Genomic DNA, 25,913 nt, shown 5'->3' with positions numbered 1-25,913 from the left:
ATAGAAGACTTTGTGTTAGAAAGTGAGGGAGAAAATGGACGTTGTTAGAAGATTAGAACAAGCTGAATACTACGTAGACCTACTATTTAAAATGATTGATGAAGAAAAGTGTCCATTTTATTCTTTGATCATAAAGAAAAAAGCTCGTAAAAAAGATGTTGAACGTATACTAAATCTTTGTGAAAAACTGAACGAACAATATGTAGCGGAGAAAGCAGAAGGCCTTCTTTTGTTCGATGCGCTGTTAGATCAATTTGAAAAAGCGCTTCCACATCAGCTCGAAGTACACGAAACTGCGGAAGCGCTAGCAAAACAAGGTTTATTCAAACCGCTTATGAATGAATTCTTAAGCATGATTGCGAAAAAATAAATAGATTACTTCTTAACTAACTTCTGATCGGATTCTGTAAAGTTCTCTTCAATATCTTCTAATGATTTCTCAAAAATATCGATGAAGTCTTGTCCGTAAATGTTACGCAAGATTGCAATCAGTTCGATATTTTCTGGGAACTTCCCATAAAAATTACGAAGTGCAAGAGCCCCATTAAACACTGAATTATTTTCAGGGTCATACTCCTCCATTAAGCGAAGTAGTAATTCTTCCCCTTTGTCTGTAATTTCAATGTACGTGTTTCGTTTATCATCTTCTTTTTTCGAGAATACAAGATAGCCGCGTTCTTCCAGCTTTTTCGAGAAGTTAAACGCCGTTGATACGTGCATAACTCCAAACTTAGCAATCTCAGAAATAGAAGCCCCTTTTAAATGATAAGCGATTGTTAAAATATGATGCTCATTGATGTTTAAATCATAAGGCTTAATCCACATCTGCCAATCTTTCTCTACACATTTCCATAACGCTTTCGATAATTGAGCAATGCGTTGGCTGAAAATCATCGCTTCTTTTACCGAGTAATCTTTTTCTCCACTTTTCATATACTCACCCACTTTAACATTCTTTTTCATTACTATCTATTATGCCAGTAAAATAAAAATTAATAAAGTCTTTTTGTGAGAATTGTGAAAATTTTTTAAAAAAATGACATTCTATACAAATCATGCATAACTATGGAAGCGGTTTATGAGTCATGAATACATGTGTTGTCCATACATGTTAAGTGATAACATATATTGTAAATGCATAAAAACACGGCATATCTATGTGATATGCCGTGTTAAGGTCGATTTATATAAAAAATATTTGTTATATGCAAAAAACTAAGCAGGAATTTGTTTACGCTTTTTCCGGAACAGCTTCTTGTAGTTTCTCAATTGATTTTTGAATGTCCAAAATCTCTTTCTCAATATGGCGTTTGTTTTGAGAAATGTCTTGCTTCCAGTTAGAAAGTGTATCGTGCATATCGTCTTTTAATTCTTGGAACACTTCTTTACCTTCTGAAGCAGTTTCAACGATTTGACGTTTTAATAATTTTGTATCAGCTGTAATATCAGCTAAAGTCTTTTTAATATCATTTCCTTTTTCTTTTAACTTGCCGCGCATGTCTTTGCCAGAAGAAGGAGTTGAGAAAAGAACAGCTAGTCCAGCAACTGCTCCGCCGCAAATGACACCTGTAATAAAGGATTTAGCTTTTGACATAAAAGGAGACCTCCTTATTTTTTGTTCGTATTCATGATGTGAAAAAATATGCATATCTTTAAGACGAGGGAAAGAAAAGTGTGCAGTGCACATTCCCCGGCATCTTGAGTGGAGAAACAAGCCGTGCAATATTTAATCACTTTAGGAAAGTGGCTTGTTATGTATTACTTCTTATTATAGTGTCACTATTTCACACTATTTGCAATTGTACTTGCGATGTTTTGTAAATTTTCCATTGTGTATTCATTTTGATGTGATTTCCAAACAGCACCGAAACCATCGTTTTCACCGTAGCGTGGAATTAAATGAAGGTGGAAGTGGAACACAGTTTGTCCAGCTTTCTCGCCGTTATTGTTAAGTAGGTTAAAGCCAACTGGATTAAACTCTGCTTTAATCGCGTTTGCGATTTTCGGAACGACAGAAAAAATGTGTGATGCGATTTCTGGCGTTAACGCAAAAATGTCTTGTTTGTGAACTTTTGGAATAACAAGAGTATGTCCTTTTGTTACTTGACTAATATCTAAAAATGCAAGCACATGTTCATCTTCGTATACTTTTGAGCAAGGGATTTGCCCGTCAATGATTTTGCAAAAAATACAATTATCTGCTGTATGATTCATCGATCTCATCCTTTCAAATATCCTTAGCCGTATTTTACCATAATTACATAAGAGAACAAACACGAAAAACAGGAAGCTGACTCAGCTTCCTGTTTTCTGAAGATGGATTGAAAAAGCATTATCGTAATTTACGTTTCGCAGACACCTCATTTATTTTAAGAAATGCACGGTAAATCGGCTAAAGTTTCTGCCGTAGACACCCCATTTTCAAGTGAAATGAATTGCAATCTTTTTAAATGAAATTGTTTACTTTTTAAAACAGTATATGCTCTTTCGGAGACACCCCGTTTCGAAAATAAAACAAATAATCTGGTTATGTGTAAATTCCTTTGTCCAACTTGGACACCCCATTTCATGATGACTTCACTATGTTGTTGTACTCATCAATAGGTGGTCGCTTTTTCAATGTGTTCCTTCTTCCTTAATTATGATGTCCGCTTTCGTAAAAATATATGCGAACAAATTTTAATTTTTTTTGAATGCATCGATACTATGTAGTACAGCGTAATTTTTGGTAAGATGAATATAGAACGAATATAAATGAAGAAAGTGGTGTCGTATGAGCGAGTTATTGCGTGTAGAAAATGTTACAGGAGGATATACGAAACGACCTGTATTAAAAGATGTTTCGTTCTCTGTGAATAAAGGCGAACTTGTCGGCTTAATCGGTTTAAATGGAGCAGGTAAAAGTACGACGATTAAACATATTATTGGTTTAATGGAACCGAAAAAAGGAACTGTCACAATTAATGGGAAAACAATTCGTGATGATATGACAGCGTACCGTTCTAGTTTTTCGTTCATCCCAGAAACACCAGTATTATATGATGAGCTAACGCTAGAAGAACATTTGAAGTTAACAGCGATGGCGTACGGTGTAGATGAAAAACAATATGAAGAACGCGTAGGACAACTATTACAAGAATTTCGTATGAAAAATCGTTTGAAATGGTTTCCGTCTCATTTCTCAAAAGGGATGAAACAAAAAGTAATGATTATGAGTGCGTTTTTAGTGGAGCCATCTCTTTATATTGTGGACGAACCGTTCGTTGGGCTTGATCCGTTAGCGATCCAATCACTCCTTCAAATGATGGATCAAATGAAAAAGAGTGGTGCAGGTATTTTAATGAGTACACATATTTTAGCGACGGCAGAGCGTTATTGTGATTCGTTCATTATTTTGCATCAAGGCGAAGTAAGAGCGAAGGGAACATTATCTGAGCTGCAATTACAGTTTAATATGCCAGGTGCAACGTTAGATGATATTTATATTGCATTAACGAAGGAAGAAGATTATGAATAGCACAGCGTTATGGAAAGAACGATTTCGTCACTTTCTACAAGAAGTTCGTACATATAGTAAATACGTATTTAATGATCATTTAAAATTTATTTTCGTATTCATCATCGGCGCAGGAGCGTATTATTACCAGCAATGGTTACAAACGTTAACACCTTCATTTCCGACTGCGCTCGTTATGGCAGTGTTGCTTGGACTCGTATTAACAGCCGGATCTATTCAAACGTTATTAAAAGAAGCAGATCTCGTTTACTTACTGCCAGTGGAAGAAAAGTTAAAACCGTACTTCACAAAGGCATTTCTTTTTACGTTTATGATTCAGTTATACATAATCGCCATCGTAGCAGCAGCGCTTGCCCCGTTATACTTCCAGCAAATGAAGCAAACAGGAGCGGCGTATATATGGATTGTAATCGCGTTTATCATTGTAAAAGCGTGGAATTTATTCGTGGCATGGGAAAAATCATTTTTAACAGACCAAAATATACAAAGAGCCGATTGGTTCATTCGTTTTATTTTAAACGGATTATTTGTGTATTTCCTTGTAGAACGTACTTCCGTTATGTTTATTGGCGGAATCATTCTTCTCATGGTGTTATACCTTGCGATCATGCATCAAATGGTGAAGGGAAAACCACTAAACTGGGAGTATTTAATTTCTGAAGAAGGTAAGAAGATGATGCTGCTGTACCGCATCGCGAATATGTTCGTTGATGTACCAGCATTAAAAGAGAGAGTAGCACGTAGAAAATGGCTTGATTTCATTCTGGCGATGATAGGCGAAAAGCGTACCTATTTATACTTATATACGAGAACGTTCTTAAGATCTGGTAACTATTTCGGCTTATATGTGCGCTTGCTTGCCCTTGGCGGAATTATTCTTTACTTCATTCCGTTTTTATATGGACGATTTATCGTAAGCCTTATCTTCCTATACTTAATCGGTTATCAGCTATTAACTTTATGGAAACATCACCGCATGAAAATTTGGCTTGATTTGTACCCGGTAGGCGGAGAAGAGAAGAAGAAAGATTTTCTTACTTTATTAAATGCAATTCTTATTACAGGTAGCGTTATATTTACAATTATATTTCTACTAGCGACGAAAGATTTCATGATGACGGGAATTTTACTAGTCGTAAGCATAGTATTTAGTATCGGTTTCGTTTATCAATACGGAGCAAAACGTATTGAGCGTTTAAATTGAAGGGAATGAACCTATGATTACATATGAAGAAAAGGTTATAAAAGAACTGGAGCAGTGGAAAGCTACATTTATGAAAGATTCTTCTATGATGACACGGTTCTCAAAGAAAGTGCAGACGAAAGTACAGCAGCTTATTCCGGCGAAAGTACAAAAAGTATTAACAGAAACGATTCGGATGATGGTGCAAACAATTAGTGCCGGATCAAACTTTATAAAGCCGAAATTAAAAGAGACGAACTGGTCATTGCAAAGACGAGACGATGAAGTACGTAAAAAAATGGATGAGTACAAAAAAATAGCAGCGGCAGAAGGAGCAGGGACGGGAGCAGGCGGTATTCTCCTTGGCCTTGCTGACTTTCCGCTTTTACTCGGCATTAAAATTAAATTTTTATTCGATGCAGCAACATTGTACGGATTTGATACGAGCGACAAAGAAGAGCGCCTTTTTATCCTTCACGTTTTCCAACTTGCCTTTTCAAGTGACGAACACCGAAAAGAAATATGGAAAGCCATCGAAACGTGGGATACAGAAGAAGAAAATCATATGGACTGGGAAAAGTTCCAAACAGAGTACCGAGACTATATCGATTTAGCGAAAATGCTTCAGCTTGTACCAATAATCGGTGCCCCGGTCGGCGCATATGCAAACTATCAATTACTGCAACGACTTGGAGAAGTAACGATGAATTGTTATCGTATGCGATTATTAAATAGGAATTAAAAGGAAGGCGTCCTACATGTGTAATGTAGGACGCCTTTTTTAGAAGCCAAGTCCGATATAGCTAACGCCAGCTATAATCAATACGACAAAAAGCACAATGATGAATGAAAATCCGCTCTTACCAGCTTGTCCAGCTTCACCACCGCCGTTACCGCCACTACCACCTTTACCACCAAGTCCCATATGCTAGCCTCCTTATTGTTATATATTGCTTTTGTTTTATATTTTTCTTCATTTACCAATAAATTCCTCCTGGAGCGCTAACTAACTTGAAAATCATTTCGTTTCATTTTATAATTTACTTACCGACCGGTAAGTAAAAATAAGTGAGGTACAGTATGACAAAGAATTTACAAACATCGCAAAATATTGTAGAGGCATCATTTAAGCTTATGGCAGAGCACGGCATTGAGAAGATGAGCCTTTCCATGATTGCGAAAGAGGTGGGAATTTCAAAACCGGCTATTTATTATCATTTTTCTTCTAAAGAAGCGTTAGTGGACTTTTTATTTGAAGAAGTTTTTTCTGGATATCATTTCGTGAGTTATTTTGATAAAGAGCAATATACGAGAGAAAATTTTGCAGAAAAGTTAATCGCAGATGGTTTACATATGCTATCTGAATATGAAGGACAAGAAGGAATACTGCGGGTCATAAATGAATTTATCGTAACTGCGGCGCGAAATGAAAAGTATCAGAAACGCTTATTTGAAATACAAGAAGAGTTTTTAAATGGTTTCCACGATCTATTGAAGAAAGGCGCGGGACTAGGCGTTGTGTCACAAGATGCAACGGAAGAAAACGCTCATACGCTAGCGCTCGTAATTGATAATATGAGCAATTACATGCTCATGGGATTTCAGTTAAAGTATAAAGAAATTTGGATTCGAAATGTGAAAAACGTCATGAAGGAGGAGTAAAGATGAAAATGCAAAAAAACTGGTGGCTCGGTTTTCTTGGGTTCATTGGGGTGTATAAAATTCCAGGCATGATAGAAGCTTTTCAAGCGGATGGAAATTGGATGAAGTTAATCGGTTTCATTTGGCTACTTTGGTTCGGATATTTTATACCTGAGAAGAAAGAAGATTAAATTTCAATTTTCTGTAAGGTTATGTAAAATATAGATTGAGACTATTTATATATTAGATTACTAGATTTGGAGTGGTTACATGGATCCATTGAGAAATAAAATTCACCCTGACATGGTCAAGGTGTGGAAAGTTCGGGCTGTAATTGAAGAAGGAATCGGTATTCTTGTCATTTTAGCTTACCTTTTCCTCATGATAAAGTTTGATTGGTGGGCGTGGATTTTGTACGTGTTAATCGGTTTAACAGTTGCGTTAGCACCATTGGAGTACTTCGTATTCCCCAAACTACGTCAACGTTATTACAGCTACCAACTAAATGAAGAAGAACTTGAAATTCAGCACGGTCTTTTCGTCGTAAAGCGCGTATTAGTACCGATGATTCGTGTACAGCACGTGACGATTGAACAAGGGCCAATTATGAGGAAATATGGCTTAGCACAATTACACATTTCAACAGCAGCAACTTCTCACAGCGTCCCAGGCTTAACGATGTATGAAGCAGAAATGTTGAAAACGAAAATTGCAGAATTAGCGAAAGTGAGTGATGAGGATGTATAAGAGGCAACATCCAATCACGATGTTATTAGAATTAAAAATAACAGATTTTATACCATTTATTATTTTTCTCTTTAGTTTAAAAGGAAAGTTCCCATTTTGGTATTTAGTTCCTATCGGTTTTGCGGTAATCACGATTGTTTCAGCTATCGTAGGCTGGTATTACAAAGTATATTGGATTGAAAATAACGTATTACATGTGAAACAAGGTCTCTTTGTGAAGAAGGAGAGCTACTTAAATAAAGAACGTGTTCAAACGATTAATACAAGTTCTAACGTGTTATATCAAATGCTTGGCTTAAAGAAAATCCAAATTGAAACAGCTGGCGGGGGAGATGATGCGGAGGTTAGCTTAGCCGGTATTACAGTAGAAGAGGCAACTGAGCTTATTGCTTTGCTAAATGAGCCAACTCCAGAAATGAAAGCAGAAGGAACGCTAGACGAAAAAGCGGAACATGCAATAGAAAAAGAAATCGTTACAGAAGAAAAACAAACGACAGAATATAAATTGACTTGGAAAGAAATTTTACTAGCATCTGTTACATCGGGTCAGTTTGGGCTATTATTCTGGTTAATCTTTTTCGTGTATCACCAAGTAGAGGAGTACATTCCGAAATGGATAGAGAATGACGTAAAGTCGTATGTAATGGAATATGATATATACGGCTGGATTTTCATGGTAGTTATTTTGCTCGTCCTTTCGTGGATTATATCTACAATCGGTTATGCGCTAAAACATGGAGATTTCACAGTAAATCGAAGAAATGACGAAGTCCGCATTTCACAAGGATTACTTGAGAAGAAAGAACTCGTCCTAAAGTTACATCGTATTCAAGGGATTACGATAAAAGAAAGTATTTTACGTCAGCCATTCGGCTATTGTGCTGTGCAAGTAGAAGTGATTCAAAGTAAGGGAACGGGTGACGAAAAAGAAAAAGTTACACTGCATCCAATCATCCGAAAAGACCGAGTACAACAGTTACTCTCGCATTTACAACTACCATACGAACTGAATACAAATATTATTTCATTACCAAAAGCAGCATTACGCCGCTATCTCATTGATAGCTTCATCTTTTTCGCAATGCTAGCTATCCCGCTTATTGGAATAAGTATATACTTTGAAAAGCACTTCATCATGTGGGCACTCATTCCGCTTGCGGTCCTCATCTTTATACTTGGTTACGTAACATTTAAAACAAATGGTTACAGTGTAAACGGAGAGCAAATTACACTTGTATATCGCAGCGTCGGAAAATATACAGGACTTATTAGAAGAAGACACGTCCAATCGATGGAAAAGACGCAATCCTATTTCCAGCGCCGCGCGGATTTATGTACGTATAAGTTTTCGAGCGCATCATCGAGTTATAAATTAGAGCATACGAGAGTAGAAGATGCGGAGAGAATGCAGAATTGGTATAAGAAGAGAATAAGTGAGAATTAAATGGAATGGCTCGTCTTTTGCGGAAGGCGGGCTGTTTTTTTTTTTGTGAAGATGATAGGAAATAATTTGAGTTTTATATTTTTATTTTCCATTAAGTCTATTTATTTCAATGATATTTCTTCAAATATACGATGGTAAGGGGAAAATTCTTCTGCTTTTATGAATAGAGTTCGGTCCTAAAACAGTTGTTATAGGGACGTTAGTATGTTTTTAAAAATATTCACATGGTAAAATATAGGGGGAGTTTGGTGATTTTGTATTCACTATAGGATTTGAAATTGATAGTTATGGTGAAAATGTGTATATGTATAGTTTAATAGATATCTTGTAACAAAACCAGAAATACTCCCTCGAATAGACACTAAAAAAAGTCTATTCGAGGGGGTACATTTTGTATTTGTTCCAACTTGGGGTTAGAAAAGTTTGTATCATCACCCGTTAGATTATTCATAAACGTAGCAATTGGAAGGCGGATGTGTTTCTTTTCTTAAATAAAATACTGGCAGTAAATCGATAAATATAAGTGAAAATAAGGAAAATGTCTGAAATACGGACAAGACAATACATATATTCGAGATTGTGGTAAAATAATTGTAGACCAACTTTATCCTAATTAGTAAAATTTTAGATTTTATTTGTGATATATTTAAGCATTTGTTGTTAAATGTTGTTTTAATAATATATTTATAAGGTGGAATGGTTATGAAAAAGGAAGAATTTTTGTTGTATTCCGAAAATAGAATATTACCAACATTTATTGAATTAGAAGGAAGATATTATCCTGCATATGCTAGTAAATTACACCCTTTTTGTATAACTACTTTGGGAGAGCATAATATTACCATCACACTTTGTGAGGCACTTAGAATTAAAAAAAAGAAAGAGCCGGTAGAAGAGTTTATGTACAGCGAAATTAGCAATATAGAGATTTCTGTTGTTAAGAAGCTCACCGCTGTTCTTTTCCTTCCTGGGACTCGAATTAATTTAGACTTAATTCTCAATTTGAAAAATGGAAGACGACTACATTTAGAGTGCGAAACTATACGTGTTTTGCCACAAATCATAAATCTTTTTTCTAAAAAAAGTATAACGGTTAAAGATCCTTTGGATTTAGAACATATTTTTCTGTCTAAAGATTCTATTGAAGAAGTCTATGAATATTTAGAGAGTAATCTTGAAAACATGGCTAAGGAAAAAGGAATAAGTATATTTCGATTAAAGCAAACTGAAGATTAATTATACATTTTAATGGATTAGAGGATTTTTTAGTGGTTGAGTTTATAGGAAACCTTTTGATTATTTATTTTGTAGTTTAAGACTGATAACACTAATATACATAAATAATAGGATTCCTTTTTGATAATCAAGTGAATTAAATACTATGTAAGAAAATAACGTTGCGAAAGTTTGGAAGCAAAACCAAATCATGTTTGGGTAGATGATTCTAAATCTCCATATTATAATACGCTGCAAGAAAAGCCTGTAAGGAATAGATGGAAATCAGCTGAAAATATGTATATCCCAGCATATGATTATGGATTCGTAATTAATTATAATACGGAATCACGTACACCATACAAAGGAAGTGCGATCTTCTTCCATGTCTCTACTTCATGGACAGAAGGATGTACAGGTGTAGATAAACAAAATGTGATTGATATTTTAAGATGGATTGATCCAGGGAAAAACCCGGTTATTATTCAAACGCCTGAAAATGAACTGATGAATTATTAATTTGATAACTTTAAAAAATTTTAAGCCTACTTTCATTAGTATGCTTTTTTGTTAAGTATGAAATTCTTGTTTCGTTGGTGTGATCCTGATGCACATAGAGCTAACCAAATGGACTGCCCCTAAAATAATAAAAATGATATAAAATTTTCGTCTTTGGAGACAACTAATTATTAATTTGATGATTCAGCTGATTTTCTTTGTAGTTATTGAAAAACACTATAGTTTCTAGAGAGTGAACAGAGGTTTTGAATTGATTTAAAGTTGACGGAACAAAATAAAACGAATTGAGCAAAAAAACTTGCAAAACTAAAAGGGGAGTTGTATATTAATTGACATATCAAATATTGATGCGTCAATTAATATTTGATAAGAAAGAAGGCGGAATTTCATATAAGCTACAAAATTAAAGAGAAGATAGTATAAATTTGATATTAGGAAGTAGAGGGGGCACAATACTGTGGAAATAATCGCAGCTATTTTAGTCGGGATCGTAGCATTAGAACATTTATTTATCATGATCCTCGAAATGTTTTTTATGAATTCAAAAGTGGCAAAACGTGCTTTTAAATTACCGGAGCATTTAGAAGGAGATCGAAACGTAGCCGTTATGTTTGCAAACCAAGGTTTATATAATGGATTTTTAGCTGTTGGTCTCATTTGGGGACTTATACTTGGGCTCAATTCAATTGGCTATATGGTTCAATTATTTTTTGTAATGTGTGTGGTAGTAGCAGCTCTTTTTGGCGGTTTCACATCTAATAAATCAATTATTGTGAAACAAGGACTTCCAGCTATATTAGCGTTGATTGCCCTTTTAATTGTGATATAGAACCAAAGCGTTTGAATAAAAAAAATCATTTTTGAAAAATACGCTATTCTTTCTGTAGGCTCATAGGAAAGAATAGCGTATTTTTTCATTTTCATATCCTTCAACTTAAGAAGTGTATAACATGCGAAAATAATAACTTTGTACCTTTTCACTTAGAAATGTAAATCCTCTCTTTTTTTGCGTAATTATTATGAAAATGCGTATTACATCAAGGATTGGAACCGAATTAACTCTTTAAAATATAGAAAGTGGGGAAAATAATGTAAAAAAACTATTGTATGTTTAAAAACCTTGTGTTACATTTATGTTACAAATGAGTTACAGTATGTAACTTTTGTTACGTTTTATTTTCTAATGTTTTTCGGTATGTTACGAATTAAGGTGCATATCCAATCAACCGAGAATATATAAAGTTAAAAAACTACCAAAATAAAAATAGTTTTCCTATGTGTATAAGAGTGTGTGTAGTAAAGAGCCTGGTGAGAACTTTACGCACATTATTAAAATTCCTTTCTGTCTTAAAAGAAGAAGAAAACCAACTACCAACTATTTAGGGGTTTTAAGTAATGATAGTAAATGAAATGTACTTCCTTTCCCGCACACAAAGTACATATTTACTTTCAGTCTAATTACTACACAGACTTTTATACATATGACGTTATTGTTTTAGGAATGCATAGGGGGAGAAACATTGAGGAAGTTATTAACGGTAATTGGAATTACATTTTTAATGTTAGCAGGATGTAGTAATGGAGATTTTGAAAAAGAAATGGATGCAGGGAAGACCGCGTTAACGAATAAAGAATATAAAAATGCCTTATCATCATTTGAGCGAGCGCTGGATGAGAAAAAAGACGATTCAGGTGCAATAGTGCTTGTAGAACAAACGAAAATCATGATGGAAGCAGTGAAGTTAAAAGAAGAAAAAGAGATAGAAGAATCAATTCAATCATTTGAAAAAGTAGAGAATATGAAGGATGGAAATACTACACTGATAAAGCAGGCCAAGGAAGAACGAACAGCATTACTAGCCATTTTAGAACAAAAAAAGAAGTATAGCGAGCAACTGACGAAAAGTGAAGAGTTAATAAATAAGAAAAATTACGCAGAAGCGAAAGATATATTAAATAAGCTAGTTTCAGAAACAAAAGATAACAAAAATCTTGAAGAATATAATAAAAAGGCTTCAGGATTAATTACTAAAATTGGTGAAGCAGAAAAGAATGCAACGGTAGCGAAGGCAGAAAAAACTAATGTAGCAACGAATCAAAAGGTAACAACAGAGAAGCCTCAAAAGGCAGAGACAGAAAAGAACCAAAAGGTAACGACAGAGAAGCCTCAAAAGGTAGAAGCAGAAAAGAACCAAAAGGTAACGGCAGAGAAGACTCAAAAAGTAGAAACAGAAAAGAACCAGAAGGTAACGACAGAGAAGAACCAAAAGGTAGAAACAGGAAAGACTCAAGATGCATTTACTTTTGAGAAAGCGAAAGAATATATTAAAAATGAATATAAAGAAGACTATGATTATATGCTAGAAAATACGCAAGTAGAGAATGGAAAGAAATATTATCAAATTAGAGTGCGTACGACATATAAAATAGAAGGCGCAGCTGGATCAGGATTTACTGGCGTATTTAAAGTATTTGAAGATGGTACAATTGTTGAAGTGCACTAAATTAATGGAAAGGTATCCTCAAAGTGTTTGAGGATACCTTTTTAGCGTAAAAAAAAGCATCTAGCAAAAGTACTAGATGCAAATAAAAACACAAGGGAAGACAAAATTCTTCCCTTTTCCCGTAAGTAATTATATCAAAAAATTTATAAAAAACTAGCTTTATTTTTAATATAATTGATGTGTGAAGCTATGAAAGTATAAGATTACACTATTTTTGTAGTGTTTTGTTGAAAAAGGAGCCACGTATATGATTAATTTTAAACCAGAAAATTTGAACCAACTATTAAAAGTAATGTTAATTAGTGCCAATAAGTCTTATGATGCGATTAAAGAGTATGAATGTATGGGAGAAGCAGTCGTATTCTGTGTAGACTTCGAGTATATTGACGTTTCTCTTATGATTGTAGATATGCTAGGAAGATCGGCTTCTAGATTTAACATTTTGCCATTTGCTAAGCCAGATACGAATGAGATAGATTACATTCAGTTTCAAGTGTATTCCATTAATGAAGGGAATTTTAAAGAAGTTCTCGATACGATGTAAAAAAACTATAATTTTACAAAAATGTATATACCAACTAATATATAAGTAATAAATTCATATAATTGGAGTGATGAGATGCAGCCGTTAGAAAGGGAGATTCATTCTAATATGCTGAAAGTGTGGCGAATTCATGCTTTAATTGGGGCGGCAGTTATACTAGCAGTCGTAATTGCGTATTTCTTTTTTATGATCAATTTTAATTGGTGGGGTTGGTTGTTTGGCTTGTTAGTCACAGGAGCTATTCTATTTATTCCGCTCGATTATTTTGTATTTCCAAATTTACGTCAGCGCTATTATAGTTACAGATTAAATGAAGAAGAGATTGAGATTCAAAAGGGAATGTTCGTTGTAAAACGTGTGCTTATTCCCATGATTCGTGTGCAGCACGTAACGATTGAACAGGGCCCGATTATGAGAAAGTACAATTTAGCAGAATTACATATTTCAACAGCAGCAACTTCTCATAGTATTCCAGGTTTAACGAAAGAAGAAGCAGAGCAGTTGAAAAGACAAATTGGAGAACTTGCGAAAGTGAGTGATGAGGATGTATAAGAGGCAACATCCGATCACGATTTTATTAGGTATTCGAGTTGCGGGTTTATTGCCTTTTATTTTCCTTGTTTTATTTAAATCAGATGGTCAAGTAAAACCTTGGTATTTCTTTCATCTCGTTCTTTTAGCCATATTATTCATTATGACAATTTTCTCAGCGATAAAATGGTATTTCAAAGTGTACTGGGTCGAAAGTAATATTTTACATATAAAGCACGGTGTGTTCGTTAAGAAAGAAAGTTATTTAAATAAAGAACGTGTGCAAAATATTAGTACGTCTTCTAACATCATGTATCAAGTGCTCGGACTGACGAAATTAAATATAGAAGTAGCAGGCGGCGGTACTGAGCCAGAAGTGATGTTGGCGGGTATTAGAGAAGATGAAGCGAAGGAACTCATTGCTTTATTACATAAAGAAAGAAGTGTTGTGAGTGAAGAAGGGCCTGCGGAAGAAGGAAGTAAGACGGTATATCAGTTAACAACGAAAGAGATTTTAGCAGCATCTATTACATCTGGCAGATTTGGATTAGTGTTTTCTATGTTAGTCATCCTTTACACAGAGTTTAATCAATTTTTACCAGAATGGCTCATCAATAAAGTGGAAGCGTATGTGATGGATAACGGTGTATATGAATTAATCGTTATGGCGGCGATTTTAATGGCAGTGTCGTGGGTCATTTCAACAGCAGGTTATGCATTAAAATATGCGAACTTTAAAATTGAGCGAAACGGAAATGAAGTTCGCATCGTGCAAGGTTTATTTGATAAGAAAGAGTTTGTTTTAAAATTACACCGTATTCAAGCGATTACGGTGAAAGAAGGCATTCTCCGCCAGCCTTTCGGATATTGCTCTGTCGAAGTAGAAGTCATTCAAAGTATAGAAGCGGCAGGAAATGAAGTGATGTTACATCCTTTTATGAAGAAAAAAGATGTGCAGCAGTTACTCGCATATTTACAGTTGCCGTATGAAATGGAAGCGGAAATCGTTCATTTACCGAAAGCAGCATTACGTCGTTATGTCATCATGGGCTGGATTGCAAGTGCCGTACTCACTGTGCCAATCATAGGTGCGAGTATATATTTTAAACAAAATATTGCGTTATTCACTCTCATACCACTATTCATTATATTTACGTTACTTGCATACGCTCGGTATACAAGTAGTGGTTATATGATACGAGAAAATCAGTTAGTCATGGTGTACCGAGGACTCGCGAAATATACAGGAATCATGCGAAGAAGGCATGTTCAAGCAGTCGGATACAGTCAGTCGTATTTTCAAAAGAAAGACGAGCTATGTGCAGCTACCGTATCAGTAGCGGGGCATCCTTACAAAGTGAAACATATGCAAAAAGAAGATGCGCTTTGTATATATAATTGGTACAAAGAAAAAGGAAACACCGGTGTGTAACGGTGTTTCCTTTTTATGTCGTCATTTGTCGATAAGTCGATATTCTTTGTCGAATCGTCGATATATTGAAAAAATCGTTGATATATTCGGGAAATCGCCGATATATTCAGAAAATCGCCGATATAATTTCAAATACTGTGACCTTCAAACTTCGAACTCCAAAACCCTAAACTAACACATCAAAAGTAGTCACGAAAGACGGACGAGAGAAAATACTCTTTTGCTGTTCTGCATGTGGATGCGCCTGAGCTGGAGCTTGTCCTTCTGCTTGGGCAGGACGTTTTTTATGAGCATTTTCGAATGAACGAGATTCTGTCCAGTCTTTAAAGTTTTGCTCTGTTTCCCACATCGTTAAGATGACATATGTATCGTTACTTAATGGGCGTAGAACGCGGATTGCTTGGAATCCTGGTTCGTTTTCAATAAGGCCTGCGCGGTTTTTAAAACGGTTTTCAAATACTGGGCGACCTTCGTCTGTTACAGAAATGTTGTTACAAACGATATAGCCAGGTTGTCCTTTAAATTCTCCAACAGCGTCTAGTACGTCATACTTAAGAGATCCTTCTACAGATTCTTCTGTATTTTCTTTATAAAACATATTTTTTTCATCATTTTTTGCAGTGAAATGTGCTTGTTCTAGAGGTGTTTCGTATGAAATAATAGCCTTCATTTTAATGCCCCCTTATTTATTTGTTTCTATTATATCAACTCTCTTAAAAAACTTCGAAGATTATATACATAAAGATACCTCTTTTTCAAATAATAAATGTACCATCATTTGGAAAGAAGGCCGATGTATGAAGAAAGTGAAGTGGACTTTATTAGGTGGGTTAGCAACGCTTGTATTAGCGATTGTCCTTTATAAACTAATTGTGTTAGCTGGTGGCTATATGATGGATGAAAAGCAGCTCGTTTTCCACTCTTCATCACGTATCGTTGACCAGAAGGGGAAAGAAATTACGAAATTATACGTAGAAAATAGAGACTTGGTGCCAATCGAGCAAATTCCGAAATATGTGCAGCAGGCGTTCGTTGCGGTGGAAGATTCTCGTTTTTATGAGCATCAAGGAATTGATTACCCGTCTATATTTCGTGCTCTTTATAAAGACACGTTAGCTGGAGGGAAGGTCGAAGGCGGCAGTACGATTACGCAGCAACTTGCTAAAAACGTTTTTTTAACTCGTGAAAAAACATTTACGCGTAAGTTGAAGGAAGTTGCAATTTCCCTTCAATTAGAGCAAAAATATACGAAGCAACAAATTCTTGAAATGTATATGAATCATATTTATTTTGGCCATGGAGCTTACGGTATTCAAGCAGCAGCAAAGTTATATTTTAATAAAAATGTAGAAGATTTAACAGTAGAAGAAGGAGCAATGCTTGCAGGTCTTCCGAAGTCGCCAAACGGATATTCACCTTATTTTTCTCCAGAGAAGAGTAAAGAACGCCGCGATCTCGTATTGTCACTTATGCATAAACAAGGCTATTTGACTGCCGAAGAAAGCGTACGTTATCAAGGAAAGACAATCGCTCTCTATAAAAACTTAGATGAGAATGAGCTTGCATATATGCCGTATATTGATATGGTCATAGATGAAGCAGCACGTTTATATGGATTGTCTCATCAAGAAGTACTTCGCGGAGGATATACGTTTGTCGTACCGATGGATGAAAAAATTCAAAAGGTAGCATATAACCAGTTTCAAGATGCAAGAAATTTCCCTGGGAAAGAAGAGGGGGCGCAAGGTGCATTTTTATTAATGGATAATCGTACAGGCGGCATTAAAGCGGCGATTGGCGGAAGAAAGTACGTTCCGAGAGGGTTCAATCGTGTTTTTGCAAAAAGACAGCCCGGTTCTGTGCTAAAACCACTTATCGTCTATGCGCCAGCACTCGAAACGAAAAAGTATAATCCGTATTCTTTATTGACGAATGAAAGACATTCTTTTGAAGGGTATGAACCTCGAAACTATAACCGTGAATATTCGAAAGAAATAACGATGTACGATGCGATTTTAGAGTCAGCAAATGTACCAGCAGTTTCTTTATTAAATGAGTTAGGGGTAGAAGAAGGAAAGCAATATTTAGAGAAAGGAAATGTTCACATTGCCGATGCTGGTTTAAGCACAGCGCTTGGCGGATTGAAAAATGGTGTTTCAACATTTGATCTTGTGAAAATGTATCGTGCGTTTTTAGCAAATGGTGATATTATTGAGCCGCACGTTATTGATAAAGTGTTAAATAGACACGGCGCAGTCATTGGAGAATCACCAAAAGTAGAAACGAAAATTTTCTCGAAACAAACGGCATGGTATATGACAAAAATGTTAGAAGGAGTTGTAAAGGAAGGGACAGCGAAAGCCGGTGTATATAACGGAGCGTTAGCTGGGAAAACAGGTACAACTTCCTTACCAAATGACGATAATGGAGCGAGAGATATGTGGTTCGTTGGCTATACGCCAAATTTAGTAGGCGCTGTTTGGATTGGTTATGACCGCATAGATGAAGAGCATAAGTTGCAAGGAGAAAGTGCGTCAGCAACAAAATTATTTAAGAAAATTTTAACGAAAGCAAATGTAGAACAGAAAGAGCAGTTTAGGAAACCAGAAGGTGTGGAAACAATCGGTGCTCCAATTCGGCTGCGCAAGATTGAAGATGTGAAAATGAAATTAGCATTTAGCCCTTTCGGTTTATTTAAAGCGAAATTAAGCTGGACACCACTTCCAGATGAAAGAATTATGTATCGTATTTATAGAGTGGAAAATGGAATTCATACGCATGTAGGTACTGTAAATGGTGCCGGGGAATATGAGGAAAAGTTCGTTAACATCTTTTCAAAACCGAGTTTTTACGTTGTGCCATATAACACACAAACGAATCGCGAAGGAGAAAAGTCAAAAGTAGCTAAACCATAGTTTTTCTCTGTGTTATAATAAGAATGTTGTGAAAATAGTAAGCGTTTTTAAGAATGTTTGTGTCAATTTAATGAACAACGTACATAATATTATGCATTTTGTTTTTACAAGCTGTATAGTAAAAAAAGATAAATATCGAACGTATTCGAAGCATTGTGGTAAGGAAGGGAGCTAGGGTCTTGGTAAGAACTATAAATGAGACATTTTTAAAAGCATGTAGGGGGGAACGTACTGATTATGTACCAGCATGGTATATGCGTCAAGCAGGTCGTTCGCAGCCGGAATATAGAAAGATAAAAGAAAAGTATTCTTTATTTGAAATTACACATAATCCAGAGTTATGTGCTTACGTTACAAAACTGCCAGTTGATCAGTATAACGTAGACGCAGCAATTCTTTATAAAGATATTATGTCACCACTACCTGCAATTGGTGTGGATGTAGAAATTAAATCAGGTATTGGCCCAGTTATTGATAATCCAATCCGTTCTTTACAAGACGTAGAAAAACTAGGGGAAATCAATCCAGAAGATGACGTACCGTACATATTAGATACAATTCGTTTATTAACGACTGAAATGTTAGACGTACCGTTAATCGGCTTTTCAGGAGCTCCATTTACGTTAGCGAGCTATATGATTGAAGGCGGTCCATCTCGTAACTATCATAATACGAAAGCGTTCATGTATGCAGAGCCGAAAGCTTGGTTTGCTTTAATGGATAAGCTAGCAGATATGGTTATTACATATTTAAAAGCGCAAATTAACGCAGGAGCAAAAGCAGTTCAAATTTTCGATTCTTGGGTTGGAACAGTAAACGTAGCAGATTATCGCGTATTTATTAAACCGGCAATGGAGCGTATTTTTGCAGAAGTTCGCACGATGGGTGTACCGATGATTATGCACGGCGTAGGAGCTGCACACTTAGTGAATGAGTGGCATGACTTACCGCTTGATGTAGTCGGTTTAGACTGGCGTTTACCAATTGAAGAAGCACGTGCACGCGGCGTTCACAAGGCGGTACAAGGTAATATGGATCCTTCGTTCTTACTTGCACCATGGTCTGTTATTGAAGAACATGTAAAAGGTATTTTAGATCAAGGGATGAAACAGCCGGGTTATATCTTTAACTTAGGTCACGGTGTATTCCCAGAAGTAAATCCAGATACATTAAAACGTTTAACTACATTTATTCATGAATACTCTAAAGGGCAGTTAGCGAAGTAAAGGAGAATTGCTGTATGAAAAAGAAAATTGGTTTGCTTGTAATGGCATACGGAACGCCATATAAAGAAGAAGATATTGAACGTTACTATACACATATTCGTAGAGGAAGAAAGCCAAGTCCTGAAATGCTAGAAGATTTAACAGAGCGTTACCGTGCAATTGGTGGTATTTCTCCTTTAGCTACTATTACATTAGAGCAAGCTAAGAAGTTAGAGAAGCGTTTAAATGAAGTGCAAGATGAAGTCGAGTACCATATGTATCTTGGCTTAAAACATATTGAACCGTTCATTGAAGATGCGGTGAAAGATATGCATAACGACGGTATACAAGATGCAATCGCACTTGTTCTTGCGCCGCACTATTCTACGTTTAGCGTAAAATCATACGTTGGACGAGCACAAGAAGAAGCTGAGAAACTTGGAAACTTAACAATTCATGGCATTGATAGCTGGTATAAAGAACCGAAATTTATCCAGTACTGGGTTGATGCAGTGAAAGGTATATATAACGGTATGTCAGACGCAGAACGTGAAAAAGCAGTATTAATCGTATCAGCTCATAGCTTACCAGAAAAAATTATCGCAATGGGCGATCCATATCCAGATCAATTAAATGAAACAGCGGACTATATTGCAAGAGGCGCTGAAGTAGCAAACTATGCAGTAGGTTGGCAAAGTGCAGGAAACACACCAGATCCTTGGATTGGTCCAGATGTACAAGATTTAACGAGAGAACTAAATGAAAAGCACGGTTATACTTCATTCGTATATGCACCAGTTGGATTTGTTGCGGAACATTTAGAAGTTTTATATGACAACGACTTTGAGTGTAAAGTTGTAACAGATGAAATTGGCGCGAAATATTATCGTCCAGAAATGCCAAATGCATCGGATGCATTTATTGACTGCTTAACAGATGTTGTAGTAAAGAAAAAAGAATCTGTACTGTAAGAAGAAAGGGGGAGCCTGCTTGAGGAAAAAAGTTGTGATCATCGGCGGAGGCATCACTGGATTAACAGCAATGTATAACTTACAAAAAAATATTCATGAAAAAAACTTGCCGATTGATACATTACTGATAGAAGCATCGGGTAAACTTGGCGGAAAAATTCAAACCGTTCGAAAAGATGGATTTACAATTGAGCGCGGACCGGATTCTTTCTTAGCACGAAAAGAAAGTGCAGCTAGATTAGTGAAAGAATTAGGTCTTGGCGATGAACTTGTAAATAATGAGGCCGGTCAATCATTTATCCTCGTAAACAATCGGTTACATAAAATGCCGAGCGGATCAATGATGGGAATTCCAACGCAAATTACGCCGTTTCTATTTTCCGGGCTGTTCTCCCCAATTGGTAAACTAAGAGCTGGTTTTGATCTATTAATGCCAAGATCAAAGCCAGTATCTGACCAATCACTCGGGCACTTTTTCAGACATCGCCTCGGAAATGAAGTGGTTGAAAACTTAATAGAACCGTTACTATCGGGTATTTATGCAGGGGATATTGATGAAATGAGCTTAATGTCAACATTCCCGCAAATGTATCAAATTGAGCAGAAACATCGCAGTATTTCACTCGGTATGCGTACGCTCGCTCCGAAAGAAGAGAAAGCTGAACCGAAAAAAGGAATCTTCCAAACAATGAAAACAGGTTTAGAATCTATCGTAGAATCTCTCGAAGCAAAGATGCATGAAGGTACGATAATAAAGGGAACTCGCATTGAAAAAGTTGCAAAACAGGGTGATGGCTATACGATTACTCTTAGTAACGGAAAAGAAATAGAAGCGGACGCGGTCGTAGTGGCAAGTTCACATAAAGTATTGCCATCTATGTTTGCACAGTACAAGCAGTTTCGTTTCTTCCGCAACATTCCGTCCACATCAGTTGCGAATGTAGCAATGGCTTTCCCGAAATCAGCCATTCAGCGAGATATTGATGGTACAGGATTTGTTGTCTCTCGAAATAGTGATTACACAATTACAGCATGTACGTGGACGCATAAAAAGTGGCCACATACAACGCCAGAAGGAAAAACGCTTCTTCGATGTTACGTTGGACGACCTGGTGATGAAGCAGTTGTAGAACAAACAGAAGAGGAACTCGTTCAGCTCGTACTAGAAGACTTACGAAAGACGATGGATATTACAGAGAATCCAGAGTTTACAGTCGTAAGCCGTTGGAAAGAAGCAATGCCCCAATATACAGTAGGCCATAACGAGCGAATGAAGAAACTCACAACATTTATGGAGAAAGAGTTGCCAGGTATATACTTGGCAGGTAGTTCTTACGCTGGTTCTGGTCTGCCGGACTGTATTGATCAAGGTGAGAAGGCTGCAAAACGTGTACTCTCTCATTTGGAGAAAGTAATGAATACGGAATTAATCGCACAATAAAGAGAAACGCCTTCAATCATATTGAAGGCGTTTTGTTACTTATTCACCAATAAACATATATAAGTTATTTGGCTTTATAACGGCATCTCCTGCATAAATAACCCATTCTGTTAGGTCATCAAAATCTAAATGATAACTATTTCCTTCACTCATATCTTCTATAAAATATGGTTCATTAATGAGTATTCCTTGAATAAAGTCTTCTGTAATATGTTGCATTTCAAACCACATATGCTCGCTTTTACCCTCTTCATAGGAAACGCCAAACTTAGCGAGAAAACGAAACTCCTCATTTGATTGTTCAATTTGAAAAATGTTGCTGAAATACCCGAAAGTATTTTTTGCATTGTAAGCCATACGAGCCGTTTCACTATTTGTTTTATAGAACATGAGCCCTGTAGCTTCCTCGTGTTCTTTGAAAAAGCTTTCGATACATTCTTCTGAAGTATCAAATTTGAACAAGAGAACAGATGGCGATTGATGGTATTCATCTCGGTCATCCATCCCGCCTAAGAATGTGTTTTGTGCATCTATTGGTTGTAGCTTCACTTCTTCATCCTCAATTGAAGATAATTGATCTATACTCGTTTTATGCCCAATATAAGATAAACCTTTTTCCCATGGCACAGCTACTGCATGTATAGAACCTTGCTGACTATGTGCGATAACGATAGGCTCATTCATAGGGACTTGTCCATTTTCAACGGCATTATTCGCAAATGTTTGAAAGAGGTCACCAATGCCATAGTAGGAAGGAATGCGATTTGGAATAATTAATTCTATTTCTGTTACGCCCGCTCTTAAAAGGCCGTGTGTATGAAACCAATATTGCGTAGGCTCGCCTTCTTTATCGTCTTCATAAACGGAATGAATAACGTACAAGTCAGGAATGTCAGGTAATAATTCATTTTCAACGTGATATTCAATATAGCTTCTAGATATTACCTTCATTGCTGCACTTGAATCAATTACAAATAACAAATCTGGGGCGAGGTTCCATAAAAACTGTATTTGCTGGAAAAAGCAGTCCAGCACATCGCCTACAAATAGCGTACGGGTGAAAATTTCAGTACCGAAAGCCGCATCTTCAAAATTACGATCTACGATTGTAGAATCTTGTCTATTGTACAGTTTATATTCTTCTGGGTCATTCGCCTCATCAATATGCAGTTCATACGGTATGACTTTTTCATCCATATGTAACTCAATGATAAGGCTTGTCTCATCACTATAAACAATTTTTAACTCATCAACTTTAGTAGCGATAGTTTCTAGCCGTTGTTTTAACTGCTCAATTGTAATTCTAGTCGGTATAACAGCAATCATATCTGAAAAATGACGTTCTAATGTTCCATTCATAGCTGCGCGGTATGTTTCTGTTTGCACTTCCATCCAATCACTCCTATTCAAATGAATCCATTTTACATGCCAATGAAATATCGATATTTTCTGTTTTCTCTCTCTAACATTATAGAGTGCATTCGTAGAAAGTGTAAAATTATTATTTTGTATTATAGTTTGAAAACGAGTAAATAAGATTAATTTTTTGTAAAACTTGTCGAAATATCATTCTATATAACGAATCATTTGTTATGATAGAAATGCTGAGAAAATATGAAATAGGGAGAGGGAAATAGCTGTGAAGAAATTGTTAAGTGTTTTTTTATCATTCATACTATTGCTTTCATTTACTGGAACTTTAGTACAAGCAGAAGAAACGACTTCTATGTCAGTAGAAAAAGCAATTCAAGTATTTAAGCAGCAAGGGAAAACGAAGGGGACAGTGGAAGGGTATATCGTTGGATATACGCAAAGTCCTTCTAAGTACACGAAGGATCCGGCTAAATTTGATGATACAAATGTAGCAATTGCCGATTCACCAAACGAAACAAATCCAGACAAGATCATGCCTGTTCAGTTGCCAAAAGGTGACGTGAGAGCGGCAGTGAATGTAAAAGATCATCCTGAAAATATCGGGAAGAAAGTTAGTTTAACAGGGACGCTTGAATTATATTTTAGTAGCCCAGGTTTAAAATCAGTAACAGCTCATAAGTTTCAAGGAGAAGGACAAAACCGTGTTAGCGATGTCGTAGCGTCGCCTAGTGGCGGAGAAATTGCGAAAGGAACAGCGGTAACGTTAACAACGAATACAGAAGGAGCAACAATCTACTATACGTTAGATGGCTCTAACCCTACAAATAAAAGTGTTCGTTATAACGGACAAATTGTAGTGAATGAAAATAGTGTGATTAAAGCAATTGCAGAGAAAGAAGGGCTTACTTCTTCAGCGATTTCAACATTTTCATTTGTTATCGTAAACAATGAACAGGTTCGTATTCATGATATTCAAGGAAAATCACATATTTCTCCTTACAACGGGAAGAAAGTATACAATGTGGAAGGCGTTGTAACAGCGCTTGATAAAAATGGTTTTTATATAGAAGATAATCAGCCAGATAATGATCCAGCTACTTCAGAAGGTATGTATGTGTACAAAAAGGATGCGAATGTAGCAGTAGGAGATCTTATTCAAGTTGATGGAGTAGTAGAAGAATATGTTGGGCCTGGATATGCAGAAAGGTTTGACACAGACTTAACGACGACTGAAATTAAAGCGAGCCGCGTTGCTGTAATCGCAAAAAATCAAGATTTACCAGCACCGATTGTACTTGGAGAAAACGGTGTGAAAATTCCTGATCAAATTATCGATAATGATGCATTTGGTTTATTTGATCCAAATGAAGATGCAATCGATTTTTATGAAAGTATAGAAGGTATGCGCGTTACGATGCCAACGCCAAAAATTATTGCACCTCAGAAAAACGGGAATTTATATGTAACAGTGAAAAATGGCGGAAATAAAGTCGTAACGAAATATAGCACACCTGTATTAGATGAAAATCAATTAAACCCAGAGCGTCTTTCTGTAAAAGTACCTCGTGATTATGTAGCAAAAGTAGGAGATACTTTCACTGGAGATATAACAGGAGTAGTTGGATATGATTACGGTGCGTTCCGCATTGCGCCAATAACAGAATTACCATCTGTAGTAGAAGGCGGATTTAAGCAAATAGGAGCAAATATTCAGCCTCGTCTTGATAAATTAACGGTTGCTACATATAACATTGAAAACTTCTCGGCGAATAAAAAAGAAACAACAGATGAAAAAGTAAAAGCATTAGCGTATTCTATTAAATACAATTTAAAAATGCCAGATATTATCGGGGTAGAGGAAATGCAAGATAATAACGGAACGATTAATGACGGTACAACGGATGCTTCATTAAGCGCAAAACGTATCATTGATGCAGTGCTAGAGATTCGTGGGCCAAAGTATGAGTATGTAGAAATTGCGCCGCACAATAATCTAGACGGAGGAGCACCAGGAGCGAATATTCGCGTCGGTTTCTTCTACAACCCATCACGCGTGAAATTAGCAACAGTACCGAAGTTACTTGATAAAAATGTCGTTCGCATTGGAGACGAAAATCCATTGTTTGAAAGTACACGTAAACCGTTAGCGGCAGAATTTACGTTCCAAGGACAAAATTTAGTTGTTGTTGCAAATCACTTAAACTCAAAAATAGGAGATGCAACGCCATTTGGAAAAGTACAACCGCTCGTATTAAAAAGTGAAGAAAAACGAGTTCAATTAGCACAAGAAGTCAATCATTTCGTACAAGGAATTCAGAAAAAGAACACGAATGCACCAGTTGTTGTGTTAGGGGATATGAACGATTTTGAGTTTGCTAAACCACTAAAAACATTAGAAGGAACAAACTTAAAAAATATGTTAAACACAGTGCCAAAAGAGAACCGTTACACGTACATTCATGAAGGAAATGCACAAGTGCTAGATCATATTTTAGTAACAAACAACATCGCACCGCACACAATCGTAGATCCAGTACACTTAAACTCAAACATTATGAAAGAACACGGACGTGTAAGTGACCACGACCCAGTACTTGCTCAAATTGATTTGAAGAAGGCATCTTAAAGTAGGGGAACGCTTAGGTAACTAAGCGTTCTTTTTTGTTTTTGCATCGTCATATAATTACAAAGAAAGAATCCCTTTTTTTGTAAAATGGCGTATAATTAATT

25 protein-coding genes and 1 pseudogene are annotated in these 25,913 nt (G+C 36.1%); 20 read left to right on the top strand and 6 right to left on the bottom strand.

Going from position 1 to position 25,913, the window contains the following annotated elements; genetic code table 11:
• Positions 1-34 precede the first annotated feature (34 nt).
• Positions 35-370: a DUF1878 family protein gene (locus RCJ96_RS09595; protein ID WP_000383662.1), complete on the top strand. Its 336-nt coding sequence runs from the start codon at positions 35-37 to the stop codon at positions 368-370.
• A 5-nt stretch (positions 371-375) separates the two neighbouring features.
• Here the strand turns inward: RCJ96_RS09595 and RCJ96_RS09590 are convergent, their stop codons facing one another.
• From RCJ96_RS09590 to RCJ96_RS09580, 3 genes are all read right to left on the bottom strand, one after another.
• The gene (locus tag RCJ96_RS09590) at positions 376-933 is read right to left on the bottom strand and encodes an HTH-type transcriptional regulator Hpr (protein ID WP_000834918.1); all 558 of its coding nucleotides are present in this window, start codon (positions 931-933) and stop codon (positions 376-378) included.
• A gap of 298 nt (positions 934-1,231) precedes the next feature.
• Positions 1,232-1,594: a YtxH domain-containing protein gene (locus RCJ96_RS09585; RefSeq protein ID WP_000030300.1), complete on the bottom strand. Its 363-nt coding sequence runs from the start codon at positions 1,592-1,594 to the stop codon at positions 1,232-1,234.
• Between the two features lie 185 nt (positions 1,595-1,779).
• Complete coding sequence (locus RCJ96_RS09580; RefSeq protein WP_001016840.1) at positions 1,780-2,214, bottom strand: HIT family protein; 435 nt, start codon at positions 2,212-2,214, stop codon at positions 1,780-1,782.
• Positions 2,215-2,773: 559 nt separating this feature from the next.
• Here RCJ96_RS09580 and ecsA point away from each other — a divergent pair.
• Genes ecsA through ecsC form a run of 3 tightly spaced genes read left to right on the top strand, consistent with a single transcriptional unit; the run spans position 2,774 to position 5,442 of the window.
• On the top strand, positions 2,774-3,517 hold the full coding sequence (gene ecsA, locus RCJ96_RS09575; RefSeq protein WP_001292599.1) for an ABC transporter ATP-binding protein EcsA: 744 nt from the start codon (positions 2,774-2,776) through the stop codon (positions 3,515-3,517).
• Positions 3,510-4,721, top strand: coding sequence for an ABC transporter permease EcsB (gene ecsB / locus RCJ96_RS09570; RefSeq protein WP_074609696.1), 1,212 nt, complete (start codon positions 3,510-3,512; stop codon positions 4,719-4,721). The genes ecsA and ecsB overlap by 8 nt, the downstream gene beginning before the upstream one ends.
• A gap of 13 nt (positions 4,722-4,734) precedes the next feature.
• The gene (ecsC, locus tag RCJ96_RS09565; protein ID WP_000634131.1) at positions 4,735-5,442 is read left to right on the top strand and encodes an ecs operon protein EcsC; all 708 of its coding nucleotides are present in this window, start codon (positions 4,735-4,737) and stop codon (positions 5,440-5,442) included.
• A 39-nt stretch (positions 5,443-5,481) separates the two neighbouring features.
• On the opposite strand, the gene yjcZ is transcribed toward ecsC, so the two are convergent.
• On the bottom strand, positions 5,482-5,625 hold the full coding sequence (gene yjcZ / locus RCJ96_RS09560; RefSeq protein ID WP_000522744.1) for a sporulation protein YjcZ: 144 nt from the start codon (positions 5,623-5,625) through the stop codon (positions 5,482-5,484).
• Positions 5,626-5,780: 155 nt separating this feature from the next.
• On the opposite strand from yjcZ, the gene RCJ96_RS09555 reads away from it, so the two are divergent.
• The 11 genes and pseudogenes from RCJ96_RS09555 to RCJ96_RS09505 all read left to right on the top strand — a co-directional run bounded on the left by RCJ96_RS09555 (position 5,781) and on the right by RCJ96_RS09505 (position 15,277).
• Positions 5,781-6,362, top strand: a complete 582-nt coding sequence (locus RCJ96_RS09555; RefSeq protein WP_074609694.1) for a TetR/AcrR family transcriptional regulator — start codon at positions 5,781-5,783, stop codon at positions 6,360-6,362.
• A gap of 2 nt (positions 6,363-6,364) precedes the next feature.
• A complete protein-coding gene (locus tag RCJ96_RS09550; protein ID WP_000783813.1) occupies positions 6,365-6,532 on the top strand; it encodes a hypothetical protein in 168 nt (55 codons plus the stop codon).
• Positions 6,533-6,611: 79 nt separating this feature from the next.
• Positions 6,612-7,088 (top strand): PH domain-containing protein, encoded by a 477-nt coding sequence (locus tag RCJ96_RS09545; protein ID WP_074609692.1) that lies wholly within the window; start codon positions 6,612-6,614, stop codon positions 7,086-7,088.
• Complete coding sequence (locus RCJ96_RS09540; RefSeq protein ID WP_242303947.1) at positions 7,081-8,532, top strand: PH domain-containing protein; 1,452 nt, start codon at positions 7,081-7,083, stop codon at positions 8,530-8,532. Before RCJ96_RS09545 ends, RCJ96_RS09540 begins: the two co-directional genes overlap by 8 nt.
• Positions 8,533-9,234: 702 nt before the next feature.
• The gene (locus RCJ96_RS09535; RefSeq protein ID WP_416504250.1) at positions 9,235-9,768 is read left to right on the top strand and encodes a hypothetical protein; all 534 of its coding nucleotides are present in this window, start codon (positions 9,235-9,237) and stop codon (positions 9,766-9,768) included.
• A 183-nt stretch (positions 9,769-9,951) separates the two neighbouring features.
• Positions 9,952-10,266 (top strand): annotated as a pseudogene (locus RCJ96_RS09530) (L,D-transpeptidase family protein); the annotation flags it as partial.
• Positions 10,267-10,723: 457 nt separating this feature from the next.
• Positions 10,724-11,095 carry a DUF1304 domain-containing protein gene (locus tag RCJ96_RS09525; RefSeq protein ID WP_074609685.1) on the top strand — a complete coding sequence of 124 codons (372 nt, stop codon included), beginning with the start codon at positions 10,724-10,726 and terminating at the stop codon, positions 11,093-11,095.
• 691 nt (positions 11,096-11,786) lie between these two features.
• Positions 11,787-12,770 (top strand): hypothetical protein, encoded by a 984-nt coding sequence (locus RCJ96_RS09520; protein WP_074609683.1) that lies wholly within the window; start codon positions 11,787-11,789, stop codon positions 12,768-12,770.
• 247 nt (positions 12,771-13,017) lie between these two features.
• Complete coding sequence (locus tag RCJ96_RS09515; protein WP_074609682.1) at positions 13,018-13,314, top strand: protoporphyrinogen oxidase; 297 nt, start codon at positions 13,018-13,020, stop codon at positions 13,312-13,314.
• Positions 13,315-13,389: 75 nt separating this feature from the next.
• Positions 13,390-13,866 carry a PH domain-containing protein gene (locus RCJ96_RS09510; protein ID WP_001182705.1) on the top strand — a complete coding sequence of 159 codons (477 nt, stop codon included), beginning with the start codon at positions 13,390-13,392 and terminating at the stop codon, positions 13,864-13,866.
• On the top strand, positions 13,859-15,277 hold the full coding sequence (locus RCJ96_RS09505; RefSeq protein WP_242303946.1) for a PH domain-containing protein: 1,419 nt from the start codon (positions 13,859-13,861) through the stop codon (positions 15,275-15,277). Before RCJ96_RS09510 ends, RCJ96_RS09505 begins: the two co-directional genes overlap by 8 nt.
• A 166-nt stretch (positions 15,278-15,443) precedes the next feature.
• On the opposite strand, the gene hmoB is transcribed toward RCJ96_RS09505, so the two are convergent.
• Positions 15,444-15,947 (bottom strand): heme-degrading monooxygenase HmoB, encoded by a 504-nt coding sequence (gene hmoB, locus RCJ96_RS09500; RefSeq protein WP_074609678.1) that lies wholly within the window; start codon positions 15,945-15,947, stop codon positions 15,444-15,446.
• A gap of 127 nt (positions 15,948-16,074) precedes the next feature.
• Between hmoB and RCJ96_RS09495 the strand changes: the two genes are divergently transcribed.
• The 4 genes from RCJ96_RS09495 to hemY all read left to right on the top strand — a co-directional run bounded on the left by RCJ96_RS09495 (position 16,075) and on the right by hemY (position 21,809).
• Positions 16,075-18,192 carry a transglycosylase domain-containing protein gene (locus RCJ96_RS09495; protein WP_074609677.1) on the top strand — a complete coding sequence of 706 codons (2,118 nt, stop codon included), beginning with the start codon at positions 16,075-16,077 and terminating at the stop codon, positions 18,190-18,192.
• A 179-nt stretch (positions 18,193-18,371) separates the two neighbouring features.
• Complete coding sequence (gene hemE, locus RCJ96_RS09490; protein ID WP_000252614.1) at positions 18,372-19,418, top strand: uroporphyrinogen decarboxylase; 1,047 nt, start codon at positions 18,372-18,374, stop codon at positions 19,416-19,418.
• Between the two features lie 14 nt (positions 19,419-19,432).
• On the top strand, positions 19,433-20,368 hold the full coding sequence (gene hemH / locus RCJ96_RS09485; protein WP_000726777.1) for a ferrochelatase: 936 nt from the start codon (positions 19,433-19,435) through the stop codon (positions 20,366-20,368).
• A 19-nt stretch (positions 20,369-20,387) separates the two neighbouring features.
• Positions 20,388-21,809 (top strand): protoporphyrinogen oxidase, encoded by a 1,422-nt coding sequence (hemY, locus tag RCJ96_RS09480; protein WP_416504248.1) that lies wholly within the window; start codon positions 20,388-20,390, stop codon positions 21,807-21,809.
• A 39-nt stretch (positions 21,810-21,848) separates the two neighbouring features.
• Here hemY and RCJ96_RS09475 read toward each other — a convergent pair whose 3' ends face one another.
• The gene (locus tag RCJ96_RS09475) at positions 21,849-23,201 is read right to left on the bottom strand and encodes a DUF4026 domain-containing protein (RefSeq protein WP_074609673.1); all 1,353 of its coding nucleotides are present in this window, start codon (positions 23,199-23,201) and stop codon (positions 21,849-21,851) included.
• A gap of 241 nt (positions 23,202-23,442) precedes the next feature.
• Here RCJ96_RS09475 and RCJ96_RS09470 point away from each other — a divergent pair, with 241 nt between their 5' ends.
• Positions 23,443-25,809 (top strand): DUF6359 domain-containing protein, encoded by a 2,367-nt coding sequence (locus RCJ96_RS09470; protein WP_416504257.1) that lies wholly within the window; start codon positions 23,443-23,445, stop codon positions 25,807-25,809.
• The last annotated feature ends 104 nt before the right edge of the window (positions 25,810-25,913 follow it).

This window comes from Bacillus sp. BSL6, assembly GCF_052928345.1.
The sequence above is the reverse complement of the archived record's forward strand: the minus strand, read 5'-3'. Positions and strand labels throughout refer to the sequence as shown.